8 protein-coding genes and 1 pseudogene are annotated in these 12,608 nt (G+C 63.2%); 5 read left to right on the plus strand and 4 right to left on the minus strand.

The features are described from left to right. The coding region (locus VJ604_RS18565) for a DsbA family protein (RefSeq protein WP_324085072.1) at window positions 1-229 on the plus strand (229 nt) is incomplete at its 5' end. 81 nt (window positions 230-310) lie between these two features. Here the strand turns inward: VJ604_RS18565 and VJ604_RS18570 are convergent. Beyond that, window positions 311-682: a pyridoxamine 5'-phosphate oxidase family protein gene (locus VJ604_RS18570; protein WP_324085087.1), complete on the minus strand. Its 372-nt coding sequence runs from the start codon at window positions 680-682 to the stop codon at window positions 311-313. Between the two features lie 59 nt (window positions 683-741). On the opposite strand from VJ604_RS18570, the gene pdxR reads away from it, so the two are divergent. The 3 genes from pdxR to priA all read left to right on the plus strand — a co-directional run bounded on the left by pdxR (window position 742) and on the right by priA (window position 6,085). Next, a complete protein-coding gene (gene pdxR, locus VJ604_RS18575) occupies window positions 742-2,160 on the plus strand; it encodes a MocR-like pyridoxine biosynthesis transcription factor PdxR (protein WP_324085074.1) in 1,419 nt (472 codons plus the stop codon). Window positions 2,161-2,390: 230 nt separating this feature from the next. Continuing rightward, complete coding sequence (locus VJ604_RS18580) at window positions 2,391-3,578, plus strand: FprA family A-type flavoprotein (RefSeq protein WP_324085077.1); 1,188 nt, start codon at window positions 2,391-2,393, stop codon at window positions 3,576-3,578. Between the two features lie 248 nt (window positions 3,579-3,826). Then, entirely contained in the window at window positions 3,827-6,085 is a 2,259-nt protein-coding gene (priA, locus tag VJ604_RS18585; RefSeq protein WP_324085079.1) for a replication restart helicase PriA, read from the plus strand. A 229-nt stretch (window positions 6,086-6,314) separates the two neighbouring features. On the opposite strand, the gene VJ604_RS18590 is transcribed toward priA, so the two are convergent. The 3 genes from VJ604_RS18590 to VJ604_RS18600 form a co-directional block, all read right to left on the minus strand. Then, entirely contained in the window at window positions 6,315-8,267 is a 1,953-nt protein-coding gene (locus tag VJ604_RS18590; protein WP_324085081.1) for a cytochrome c3 family protein, read from the minus strand. Between the two features lie 694 nt (window positions 8,268-8,961). Next, complete coding sequence (locus VJ604_RS18595; protein ID WP_324085083.1) at window positions 8,962-10,818, minus strand: B12-binding domain-containing radical SAM protein; 1,857 nt, start codon at window positions 10,816-10,818, stop codon at window positions 8,962-8,964. Beyond that, complete coding sequence (locus VJ604_RS18600; protein WP_324085085.1) at window positions 10,815-11,360, minus strand: MXAN_5187 C-terminal domain-containing protein; 546 nt, start codon at window positions 11,358-11,360, stop codon at window positions 10,815-10,817. Before VJ604_RS18600 ends, VJ604_RS18595 begins: the two co-directional genes overlap by 4 nt. Before the next feature lie 165 nt (window positions 11,361-11,525). Here VJ604_RS18600 and VJ604_RS18605 point away from each other — a divergent pair. Continuing rightward, a pseudogene (locus tag VJ604_RS18605) lies at window positions 11,526-12,494 on the plus strand (NTP transferase domain-containing protein); the annotation flags it as partial. Window positions 12,495-12,608 lie beyond the last annotated feature (114 nt).

The raw sequence follows: 12,608 nt of genomic DNA on the forward strand, positions 1-12,608 counted from the left end.
GGACCTGCCGCGCTTCAGGGCGAAGATGAAAGATCCGAAGCTAGAGGAGATGGTGGATGCCGATTACGATGAGGCGATGAAACTGGGAGTCGACCGGACCCCGTATATCTACATAAACGGCAGGCACGAGGAGCACCGCACCTTCCAGAATTTGAACGACGCCGTCGACGAGGAGTTGGTTGCAATCGGCAAGACGTCTAAAGCGGAGGGGAAAGGCGGCGGGAAGTAAGCTGTCAGCCAGAAGATTTAGCGGAGGACAGGCACCCGAAGAAGATGCTGGTGCGTGTCCTCCGCATTTCTTTTTGAACAGTTACCAGGTTTGGGTAATGGAATCAGGCGTTATGGCGAGGGTGGCGCGCAGCCAATCGAACTTCGCTTTCAGGGTGTCGAAGTCCGGTCCGGAGGTCACGAAAGCGGCTTTACCCTTGATCAGAAACCCCGCGCCCGGGCCGTGCAGCCCCTGGACTTTGCTGCTCCCCAAGGTGACCAGGACTTCCGGGTTGAAGGCGATGTTGGCTTCGGTGCGATGCATGTAGCCGGCGGGGATCAGCAGCCGACCTTCGGGGGATATGCGGATGTAGCTGTTCCAGGTGTTGACCATGTGCGGGCCATCCTCGCCCAAGGTGGCGATGGCGACTATGCCATCCTGTTTCAGTATTTCCTGCAGTTTTTCCGGGATCATCATACTACCTCCTCTGATCGATTGGTTTTCTTGACTCTACTGCCTCACGGGACCTTTGCATGCTAACCCTCAACGCAAACGACATCACGCCGTTGTACAAACAGCTCTACCAGCAGATCAGGGAGCAGGTCCTGTCGGGGAGGCTGGCTGCCCATGCCAAGCTCCCCTCGGTCAGGGACCTGGCCGCCGAGCTTGCTACCAGCCGCAATACGGTGGAAGGAGCCTACCAGGAGCTCTACGCGGAGGGCTACATCTACAGCCGGGAGCGGAGCGGCTACTTCGTCTCGGTGCTCGATCACGATGTCGCACCCCTGCCCGCGGCGCCCAAACCGCGTGCAGCCGACAGCGCCTGCACCCCGGTGGACTACCGCTACGATTTTCATCCTGCCCGTCTCGATCCCGCCAGCTTCCCCTCCGCCATCTGGCGCAGGTGCTTCATCGAGAGCCTGCAGGAGCATGGCCGGGAGCTTGCCGGATACCCCGCCGATTTCCAGGGGGACTGGGAGTTGCGCTGCCACCTTCAGGGCTACCTGGAGCGCTCCCGCGGCGTGATCTGCGAGCCCGAACAGATCGTGATCTGCTCCGGCCTCCAGCAGGGGCTGGATCTCGTTGCCCACCTGCTGAAGGAGAGCCACGGATCGGTGGCGGTCGAGGACCCGGGCTACCCCCTGCCGCGTTCCGTCTTCCACAACAACCAGTTCCGGGTGGTCCCGGTCCCGGTCCGCGCGAGCGGCATAGACCTCGTGAGGTTGAGAGAGAGCGGCGCCAGCATCGTCTACGTCACCCCATCGCACCAGCTGCCGCTTGGCTACGTGATGCCGATCGCCAGCCGCTTGAAAGTGATCGAGTGGGCTGAGGCGGGCGGCAACCTGGTGATCGAGGACGACTACGACAGCGAACTGCGCTACCACGGCAAGCCGATACCCTCTCTGCAAGGATTACGGCCGGACGCCAACATCATCTACACCGGGACCTTTTCCAAGATCCTCTCCCCGGCGCTGCGCATGAGCTACCTGGTGCTTCCTCGCGCACTGCTCGCCCCGTTTCGGGCGCTGTACCGGGATTATTTCCCCACCGTCTCGCTGCTGGAGCAAAAAACCATGGAGAGGTTCATGGCGCAGGGGTTTTGGGAGCGTCATATCAGGCGCATGCGCATCACCTGCCAGAAAAAACACGATGCACTGCTCAACTCCATCGAGCGCCATTTCGGAAACAGGGCTGTGGTGGTCGGACAGGGTGCCGGCCTGCACGTCGTTTTGCAGCTTCTGGCTGAAAATCCCGGTGAGGCCGAGATTATGCAACGCGCCGCGCGGCAGGGGATACATCTTTTGCCCTTCAGCGCCACCTGCGCCACCGGCGAAAGTGGGGCGGCCAATCTGCTGCTCGGATTCGGCGGCATGACTTCGGCAGAGGCGGATGAGGGGATCAGGCTGTTATCCGGGCTTTGCTTCGGAAATTCCAGCGCGCGAGCTGACTGAAAGCATAGTACAATGGTGGTTCCCTGAGCAGGTGCAGGTTTTCATATTTTTATGGGGGCAGGGGGAGCGCTACGAGCCCCCGACCCTTACGAGAAAACGAAGTTGCCGGTTGCTTTAGAAAGACCTTTTTGATATGGTCGTGCGAAATTCAGCCCTCCGCGCCGAGCGCGCCGGGGCGGTGATCGGTGCAAATAAAGTCGCTTTTTCTGCGGCGAGACAGGAGGTACGGCATGGCTGGAGCCATTGAAATAAGCAAAGGTCTTCACTGGATCGGGGTTAAGGATCCCACCCTCACCGTGTTCGACGATCTCTTCCCCACGGAGCACGGCACCACCTACAACTCGTACCTGGTGCAGGGGGATACCCACACCGCCATCATCGACACGGTGAAGGCCAAGCGCTGCGAGGAGCTGCTGGAAAACATCCGCTCGGTGATCGATCCGGCGGAGGTCGATTACATCGTGGCCAACCACTCCGAGCCGGACCACTCGGGCTCGCTCGCCTTCCTCCTCAAGCACTGCCCGAAGGCCACCGTGATCTCCAGCCAGGCTGCCAACACCTTCCTCAGCAACCAGATCCACCAGCAGTTCCGTTCCCGGGTGGTGAAGGACGGCGAGACGCTGGACCTCGGGGGGCGCACCCTCAAGTTCATCTCCGCCCCCTTCCTGCACTGGCCGGACACCATGTTCACCCTGCTCCAGGAGGATGGGGTGCTCTTCCCGTGCGACGCCTTCGGCGCCCACTTCGCCGCCGACGGCATGTTCGACGACGAGGTGCCCGATTTCTCCGGCGAGACCCGCTTCTACTTCGACTGCCTCATGCGCCCCTTCAAGGAGAGGGTGCTTGCCGCGGTGGCCAAGCTGGACGGCGTCGACCTGAAGCTGATCTGCCCGAGCCACGGCCCCATCCAGCGTTCCGAGCCCCGCAAGATGATCGAGCTGTACCGGAAGTGGTCGCAGCCCAAGGCCGGCGGCAAGCGGGTCTCCATCTTCTACATCTCCCCGCACGGCAATACCGAGAAGATGGCGGAGGCGGTCGCCAAGGGAGCGGAGCTTCCCGGCATACATGTCACCCTCTGCCACATCAATCACGCCTCGGTGGCCGATATCCGCGACCTGATGGAGGAGTCCGACGCGCTCATCTTCGGCATTCCCACCATCAACCGCGACATACCGAAGCCGATGTGGGACGTGCTCGCCTACCTCTCCACGGTGAGCCTGAAAGGAAACATCGGCGGCGTCTTCGGCAGCTACGGCTGGAGCGGCGAGGCCTGCAAGTTCGCCGAAGAGAGGCTGAAGGGAGTCGGCTTCAAGCTCCCCGTCCCCTTCGTCCGCAGCCCCTTCCTCCCCAAGCCGGAGGTGCTGGCCGAGTGCGAGACGCTGGGGCGCACCATCGCGGAAGAGGTCCTCAAGAAGTAGTGCAATATCTTAAATGGTCCAGTGACGGATTTGCTATTACCTGAGTTGGGACGTTCGCGCTGAGCCTGTAGAAGCATGTCCTGAGCTTGTCGAAGGGCATCAGCACCAACTTTCCCGTCGTCGGTAGCCGTAAAAGTTCCACGCCCTTCGGCAAGCTCAGGGTGAACGCTATCTCACACCGATCCAAGCCCCCCTTTGAAAAAAGGGGGGTGTTTTCTTTTGTGGCTCACACGGGTACCCTTTTCCCCATGCAGACATCTCCCCACCACATCGTCGAGGTAGCCATCCCGCTCCCCCTGGAAGGGAGCTTCCACTACCTGCTCCCCGAGCGGCTGGCCGGGCAGGCAGCGCTCGGCAAGCGGGTGCTGGTCCCCTTCGGCAAGCGGAAGCTGACCGGCTACCTGCTGGGTCCGGCCACCCTGGCCGAGACCGTGGAATTGAAGGAGGTGCTGGACATCCTGGACGAGGAGCCGCTCTTCACCGCGTCCGAGCTCGAGTTCTACCGCTGGATCGCCAACTACTACATCCATCCCCTGGGAGAGGTGATCAAGATGGCGCTGCCGGCCGGGATCAACCTGGTCAGCCGCTACCGTTGCGAGAAGGCGGAGGACGGCACCCCGGTGCTGCGCGAGTACCTGAGCGGCGGGCGCCACGTCCGGACCGAGAAGTTTTACGCCGCCGTGCCGGAGGTCGATGCACGGCCCCGCGGGAAGGGGGCCGCCATCTTGGACCACTTGGCCGAAGTGGGGGAGTGCTCGGCCGCCTCGCTGCGGGAGCTGTTCGGCGACTGCGCCCCTCAGCTCCATCGGCTGGTCGAGCTCGGCGCCGCGCGGATGAGCGAGCGGGAAGTCTACCGCGATCCCTTCCGGGCCGAGAGCTTCGGTCACGATGCACCGCTGCCGCTCAATCCAGGACAGGCGGAGGCCTTCTCCCGCGTCTCGGCCGCCATCGAATCGGGCGCCTTCTCGCCGTTCCTGCTGCACGGGGTGACCGGCAGCGGCAAGACCGAGGTCTACCTGCAGTCGATCGCCGTGGCCCTGCGCGCCGGCAAGACCGCCCTGGTGCTGGTGCCCGAGATCGCGCTCACGCCGCAGTTGGTCGGGCGCTTCAAGAGGCGCTTCGACTGCGGCATCGCCGTCTTGCACTCGGGGCTCTCCGACGGGGAGCGCTTCGACGAGTGGCGCCGCATCAGGCGCGGTGAGGCGCAGATCGTGATCGGGGCCCGTTCCGCACTGTTCGCCCCACTGGAAAGGGTGGGGGTGATCGTGGTCGACGAGGAGCACGAGGGGTCCTACAAACAGTCGGAGGGGGTCCGCTACAACAGCCGCGATCTCGCGCTGGTGCGCGGAAAGCTCAATTCGGCGGTGGTGATCCTGGGCTCCGCCACCCCGCTGGTCACCTCCTTCTACGCCGCCAAGAACGGCAGGCTCGGCTATCTGCACCTGGCGACCCGGGTGCGGGAACTCCCCATGCCGGACACCGTCATGCTGGATGCCCGCGGCCACAAGGGGGAGACCTTCCTCCCCCCCCTGGTGGAGGCGATCGGCGAGAACCTGGCCAACGGTGGGCAGACCCTCCTCTTCCTCAACCGGCGCGGTTTCGCAACCTACCTGGTCTGCCACGATTGCGGCCACGTTCTGCGCTGCCCCAACTGCGAGGTGACCCTCACCTACCATCGCGGCAAGGGGCGGCACGTCTGCCACTACTGCGACTACATGATCCCGGCCCCCTCCGTCTGCCCGGCCTGCCAGGGGAGCGAGATCACCATGCTGGGGCGCGGCACCGAGCGGGTCGAGGAGGAGGTGCAGGAGCTCTTCGCCAAGGCGCGGGTCTCCCGGATGGACCGGGACACCACCAAGGGGAAGGGGGGGCACGCCCGGGTCCTGAAGGCCCTGGCGGACGGCTCGGTCGACATCCTGATCGGTACCCAGATGATCGCCAAGGGGCACGACTTCCCCGGCGTCACCCTGGTCGGGGTGGTCTCGGCCGACGCCTCCCTGAACCTCCCCGACTTCAGGAGCAGCGAGCGGACGTTTCAGCTGGTGACTCAGGTGATGGGGAGGGCGGGGCGGGGTGACAAGCCGGGCAAGGTGCTGGTGCAGACGCTGGCGCCCGAGCACTACGCCCTGACCTGCGCGGTGGGCCACGACTTCGAAGGGTTCTACGAGAAGGAGATCGAGTTCCGGGAGGAGGTCGGTTATCCCCCCTTCACCCATCTCGCTTCGCTGACCATCTCGGCGCTGTCGGCCCGCCAGGCCGAGCAGGCGGCCGAAGAGGCGGCCAGGCTGTTGCGCCGGATCAAGAGCGAGTGCCGCTTAAGGGTGGAGATCCTGGGGCCGGTGACCGCGCCGCTCGGCAAGGTGCGGGGGCGCTTCAGGTGGCAGATACTCTTGAAGGGGAAGGAGCGCTCCGAACTGCACAAGCTCCTCTTCCACTTCCGCTCCGGCTACAGCCACCCATCCACGGTGAGGATGGTGGTGGACGTCGATCCGGTGGAGATGCTGTAGTAGGGATTGGGCACGCGGGGAATAATGGCCGCTCGCCCTGAGCCTGTCGAAGGGTGCGTGGAACTTCTACGGCTATCCCGGGGTGAGAGAGTCAGGGCGGGATGCTTCGACGGGCTCAGCACGAACGGCCTGACAACCCCGATTACCTGTCATCTCTCATATCTGGCTCAGTAAAAAAAGGGGCCCCCTTTCGGGAGCCCCTTTTTTCGTGCCGTGGTTAACGGTTCGCTTAGTGCGGAACCACGAAGGCGTAGATCATCAGCAGCAGCAGCGTGATGCCGACGAAGAGGGCGGTGAAGCCGAAGCCCTTCAGACAGAAGTCGTACACGATGCCGCTGGACTTCTTGGCCTTGAACTGCTCGGTGATGCCGTCTCTCTCGTAGCGGGCCCACTGGTCGCCACGCTCCTCAATGAACTCGTGCTTGGACATCTGGCCGTTGAAGATGACGAAGTCCATGGGGAACTTCTCGGGACGGCCGTGGGTGTTGAAGAAGTGCACGGTGAAGATGAAGCCGGTGGCCAGGAGCGCCTCGTCAGAGTGGATGATGGTCGCTACGTTGAAGGCCCAGCCCGGGAGGAAGCTGCCGAAGAACTCGGGGAACCAGAGCATCAGACCGGAGCCGCCGATGGCGAACATACCCCAGAAGACCGCGATGAAGTCGAATTTCTCCCAGTAGGTCCAACGCTCGAAGGTCGGTTTCGGCGCCTTGAAGAAGAACCAGCGCACCATGCCCACCACGTCGCTGATGTCGCGGAAGTTAGGCATCAGGGAGTCCGGTCCGAAAAGCCTCTGCAGCACGTTACCCTTCAGGTCCTTCCTGATGAAGAGGAAGTGGATGCTGAGGGCCAGCGACATGGAGAAGTAGACGAAGGTGATGCCTGCGCAGCAGCGGTGGATGAAGGCGGCGTTAGGTGCCCCGCCGTAGAGGCCCATCAGCACCTTGGCCCAGGGCTGGTCGCTGAACTTGAGCGGCAGGCCGGTCAGCGAGAGGCCGAGGAAGCTGATGATGACCAGCAGGTGCATGAAGACGTGGCGTGCCTGGAAGCGGCGGTACTGCTTGTGCCCGTCGGCTATGTGGGTGGCGGCGTGTCCGGCCGGGAAGGCGAGGCAGGCGGCGTCGGCGCCCAGGCTGGCTGCGGCGTGCATGCTGTTGATGGACGGCTCCTCATGCTTGGCGGTCTCGTGCACCGCGTAGCCCGCCTCCAGGGCGGCAGCCTTCTCCCGGTTCTCCACGAAGCCGCGGATCATCCAGAGCAGGGTGTGCAGCCAGAAGACGGCGAAGGTGGAGACCAGCAGCCCGGTCATGGCCATGAAGGTGTAGTACAGGATCGGGTAGTTCTCGCGGTCGTTGTGCTCGCCGTGGGCGTAGAACTTGGTGAAGAGCGCCGCGGCCCGCTGGTGGCAATGGCCGCAGGTGCTGACCAGGTTCGCGGGGTTGACCGAAGACTTGGGGTCCTTGGAGGGGAGGATGCCGTGGGCGGTGTGGCAGTCGGCGCAGCCGGCTACCTTCTCAGGGTAGCCCAGGCGGTAGTTCTTGCCGTGGTAGCTCGCCAGGTAGCTCTCCACCGCCATGTGGGAGATCTTGTTGCGCTTGACCAGGTGTTCGTCGCCGTGGCACCGGAGGCAGACCTTGGTGTGGAACTCGCGGTTGGTGTGCGAGGTGGCGGCGCCCAGGGCCTTGATCTCATGCAGGTTGTGGCAGTCGTTGCAGGCCGCCGAGTCCTGGTTGCCCGCCAGCACCCCTTTGCCGTGGACGGAGGTCAGGAAGCCCCGCTCGTCCTTGTGGCACTTGGTGCAGATGGCCAGTACCCTGCGCTTGTCCTTCTGCCAGGAGGTGTGGGCGTGGATGTCGGTGTGGCAGTTGGCACAGGTAACGCCCTTGGCAAGATGCACGCTGCCTGCGTGCTCGGCCGCCTCCTTCTTGTGGCAGCGTACGCACTGGACCTTGCCTACCTTGATCTCGCCCTTCATGTGCTTGGCGAGCTCCACGATCTCGATATGGCAGCTGGTGCAGCCGTTTTTGCCGTGCACCGAGTTGGCCATCAGCGAGGCGGAGATCTTGTCGCCATGGCAGCCAAGGCAGGTCGCCGGATCGATGGCCAGCCCCTGTTGGGCGGCAGCGGTCTGTGCGTAGACGAGTAGTAGGAGCAGCGGAATAACATGTTTGAAGAACTGTGCCATTGTAATCTCCTGTCATTAAAAAAACATCGTTTTACAGTACTGCATACATCAGCTGGCGCTGCTGTCGGCAGGTAATGTAATACGCATGTTAATTTAAATCAATAGAAAAAACACAAGCTAATAAGCTAGATACGGCTTTTTAGGCGGCCATTTGGCGGAGTGTATAAAAAAATATACAGTGATATGGCGTGGGTGTAGGGAAAATTAAACAGGGCGGTAATTCCACCCGTAATTTTTTTAATTAAATATGGCAGTATCACGTTTTTTTGAAAAACGCTAACCATTAGAAATAACACCATGTGAAAGCATTTATTCTCTGTATACAGGAGGGAAATAATCATTATCACCTGCACGTTAGCCGCTCACTGCTGCATCGGCTACTTGGCGGAGAAAATTAGAAAGAAATTTGCCGGAAACCGGCGGAAATGAGGCAGCCTGTCGGCCCGGAAGGTAAGCCAAGGGGATGGTTCGGGCTCCGTTGGCAGGTGAAGTGGACTCCAAGGCAACCAGCTGAGCTTCCCTTTGCAGGGGGCTTGAGGGGGGGCTGTCAGGGGGACGCTGACTGAGGATGTTCGGTCGCTTTTAAACGGCGTGTTGAGGAGATAGCGATCTATCAGCAGGTCGGCAACCTGGTGCACCTGGCGTTGGTGAGCGACGTGTCTGGCGAGCGGAGGGGGGAGGACGATGGATTTGGTCAGGCGGGAAGCGCGATCCCTTCGGAAACGACGAATTCCAGGAAGGAGAGCGCCTCGTCTGTCGGAATGCCGAGGCCGCGGCAGAGTTTGCCCGGCTCACCCTTGCCATCGAGCCTGAGCAGGAGCTCGAAGTACGGCTTGGAGATGGATTCGGTGCAGACCTCTCCGGCGGCCGGATAGACGACGGCGTAGGAGGTGGCAGGGCGGAAGCAGGAGGCGAAGGCGGCCAGATCGATCTCCCCGGATTCCAGGATGTCCAGGATTTCGTAGTTGAAGCTCCTCAGGAAGGCAGAGGAAGCGAGGACCAGGGGGCGGCGCAGCAGATCGAGACGCTTGAGCTCGCGGGGCGTGGGAGGCTTGGGGGGCGGGGCGAGCAGCGCCAGGGCGTAGAGGTGGTGGTAGTCGACGAGGTCGAGGGCGAGCGGCAGCAGACGTCCCTTCTTCCTCTGCGGGAAGATCTCCTCGAGGAAGCCCCGCTGCAGTTCCCAGATCTCCTCCTCGGTAAGGCTGGCTTCGGCGGCCTCCCCCTTTTTTGCCAGGAAGCCGGCGAAGGCCTGCAGCAGCTGGCAGGGGGAGAGCTTGAGGGCGCCGGTCACCGAGTTGAACCAGGCGACCGCTTTGCCGCGGCTGTAGAAGATGTCGCAGGCGGCGGCCAGCCGGCCCGCCTCCTCAAGTTCCTCTCTTGAGAAGCCGGGGGTCGCGCTGACCGTGTAGGGGGGGCGGTCGGGAAACTCCAGCCCGAGTTGGGCCGCCTTGGCGTACAGCCTGGTCCCCGGCAGCACGGCGAGCGGGAAGATGTCGAGGTGGTTCGGGTACAGGGAAAGGGCGAAGTCGAGCGAATCCCTGAAGGTGGCCGGTGTGTCGCCGGGGAGCCCGTAGATGAGGTCGAAGCCGAAGATCGCGCCGCTTCGGTTCAACAGCGACACCCGGTACGAGAAGTCCTCCCGGTCGAAGCCTCTGCCGACGGCGTGCAGCACCTGCGGGTCGGCGCTTTGCAGGCCGATCTGCAGGGAGCAGGTGATGGAGGCGAACAGTTCCGCCATCTCCGGGTCGATGAATTCGCTGCGCACCTCGAAGTGGAAATGCACCCCCGGCGCGAGCTTGGCGATCAGACGGAGGATCTCCTTGGCGCGGCTCGGGATCTTGTTGAAGGTGGAGTCCAGCACGAAGACCTGCGGCACTCCCAGCCGGGCGAACAGCTTCAGTTCCTGCTCGATCCGCTCCATCGGGAAACGCCGCACACCGCCGCCCCCCTTGTGGTCGAAGCAGAAGGCGCAGGCGAAGTCGCAGCCGCGGGAGAGCTGCCAGAGCGCGCCGCCGGGGATGGAAGGGTCGAGGAGCCCGGTCAGGTAGGGTGAGGGGAGCGCCGGGAGGTCGACCGGGGAGGGGAGCTGGGGGGAGTGCTCCCCCGGGAGCAGCAGACCGGGCACCCCCGCCGGATCAGCGCCGCGCAAGGCGCGTCGAACCACTTCCACCAGCGAGGACTCACCCTCGCCGGTGATGACGAAGTCGAAGTTCCCGGACTGGAGCAGCGGTGCCGGGTTGGCGGTCGGCTCGGCCCCGCCGGCGAATAGGGTGAGCGAGGGGACCCGCGTCTTCAGCTGGGACGCGACGGCGGCTGCCTGCTCGCGGTTCCAGACGTAGACGGAGAAGCCGACCAGGTCGGGTGACTGCTTCAGGATTGCTTCTGCGAGGGCCTCAGGGGGGGCTTCATCCAGGAAGAAGTCGAGGAGCTCGACGCGCAGGGAGTCCTTGAGCGGTGGATCGGCGAGCAGCGCACCCTTTAAGAAGGCGCAGGCAAGCGGCACCGCCTGGGGAGAGCGGTGGGGGTGGATAGAGACCAGGGTGATGTTCACGAACTTCTGGGCAGCTTCTGACGGGCCTTCAGCCGAGGCTTCCCCCCTTCGATGACAACCACCAGATCGACTTCCTCGGCACCGTACTTCTTCATGATGGCAGGCTTTTGGCGCTCGACCGCCTCCACGAACTTCTCCATGGGGACGTTCTCGACCGGGAGGTTGCAGGCCTTGCGGGCGGTGAGGTACTGCTGGTAGACCCGCTCCAGGTCCACCTGCTGGGCGGCCGGGGTGCGGGTGCGCTTCTTGTCATGCAGCGACATCCTGAAGCGGTCGCGTTCGTACTTCCCTTCCTCGATCAGGCGGTTGGTGCGGATCCATTTCTGCTTGTGGACGCTCAGGGCCGCTACCAGGGTGTCGTATTTAAACCGGTCCCGGGTGTTGGTGATGGTGACGTTCTGGTAGCGCCGGACCAGTCGCTCGACCTGGTCGAGCAGCCTGAGCGGTTCCCGCTTCTCGATGCCGAAGAAGTACTGTTCGTACTTGATGATCAGCTCTCGCAGGTCCTGTTCCAGCCGCGCTATGTCCTCGGGAATCGCCATTAAGCCTCCAGGGTGGAATATAACGGGAACCAAGGGGCATGTAAACGTAAAAAGTGTCAGGACGGCAAGTTGGCCGGGGGTGAAACACCTTGACTGCCAGCGGCAGTGTTGCTAAATATAAACGTTCTTAGATTGGCATCCGGGAAGGACAAGGAGAGTCCGGAAATGGCGAAGATAGCTTCCATCGTGCTGGCGGCCGGGATGGGGACCAGGATGAAGTCGGGCCTGGTCAAGGTCATGCATCAGCTTGCCGGCGCACCCATGATAGAGTGGGCGGTGGACGCCGCCTTCCAGGCCGGGGTGGCCGACTGTGTGCTGGTGGTAGGACACCAGGCGGAAACGGTGCGTGCCTGGTTTGGAGGGCGCCGAGACATCTCCTTCGCCTTGCAGGCCGAGCAGCTGGGGACCGGCCATGCCGTGCACTGCGCCATGCCGCAGCTTCCCGCCGATACCTCGACCGTGCTCATCCTGTGCGGCGACACCCCCCTGATCACGGCGCAGACCCTGCGGACGATGCTGGAGAGGCACGCCATCAGCGGTGCCGCCGTAACGGTGATGACCGCCCTCTTCGAGAACCCCTTCGGCTACGGCAGGATCGTGAAGGGGGAGGACGGCACCGTCACCGCCATCGTCGAGGAGAAGGACGCCTCGGCAGCGGAGCGCCTGATCAAGGAGGTCAACGCCGGCATCTACTGCGTGGAGCGCGGCTTCCTGGAACAGGCGGTGGGCGCGCTGGACAACGACAACGCCCAGGGGGAGTTCTACCTGACCGACGTGGTCCGGCAGGCCGCGCTGAAGGGACTCAAGTGTCTGAGCTTTCCGGTGGCCGACGCCGAGGAGATCACCGGGGTCAACGATCGGGTACAGCTGGCCGAGGCGGGCCGCGTGCTGCGGGGGCGGATCAACCGGGAGCTGATGCTCTCCGGGGTCACCATGGTCGATCCGCAGGCGGTCTACGTGGACCGCGGCGTGCGGGTGGGACGCGACACCGTCATCTACCCCGGCGCCTGCCTCACCGGCAGCACCGTGATAGGGGAGGGGTGCCAGATCGGGCAAGGGGCCGCCATCGCCTCCACGGTGATAGAAGATGGCGTGGTGGTCAAGCCGGGGAGCGTCCTGGAAGGGGCGCGGCTGTCGCGCTAAAGACGCGGGCGTCGGTTGCCCGCAAAAGGATCGCTCGCGCCAGCTGCGTGCAGTGATCAGAGTAGTACAATAACGCTTTAGGTCGAATTCGCCGGGAGCGGAACC

The organism is Geomonas sp., from assembly GCF_035254065.1.
Taxonomy (GTDB): domain Bacteria; phylum Desulfobacterota; class Desulfuromonadia; order Geobacterales; family Geobacteraceae; genus Geomonas.

Bases quoted from the DNA above. Each gene is read 5' to 3' on its own strand.
- VJ604_RS18570 (WP_324085087.1), bottom strand. From the start codon at position 682: ATGATCCCGGAAAAACTGCAGGAAATACTGAAACAGGATGGCATAGTC.
- pdxR (WP_324085074.1), top strand. From the start codon at position 742: ATGCTAACCCTCAACGCAAACGACATCACGCCGTTGTACAAACAGCTC.
- VJ604_RS18580 (WP_324085077.1), top strand. From the start codon at position 2,391: ATGGCTGGAGCCATTGAAATAAGCAAAGGTCTTCACTGGATCGGGGTT.
- priA (WP_324085079.1), top strand. From the start codon at position 3,827: ATGCAGACATCTCCCCACCACATCGTCGAGGTAGCCATCCCGCTCCCC.
- VJ604_RS18590 (WP_324085081.1), bottom strand. From the start codon at position 8,267: ATGGCACAGTTCTTCAAACATGTTATTCCGCTGCTCCTACTACTCGTC.
- VJ604_RS18600 (WP_324085085.1), bottom strand. From the start codon at position 11,360: ATGGCGATTCCCGAGGACATAGCGCGGCTGGAACAGGACCTGCGAGAG.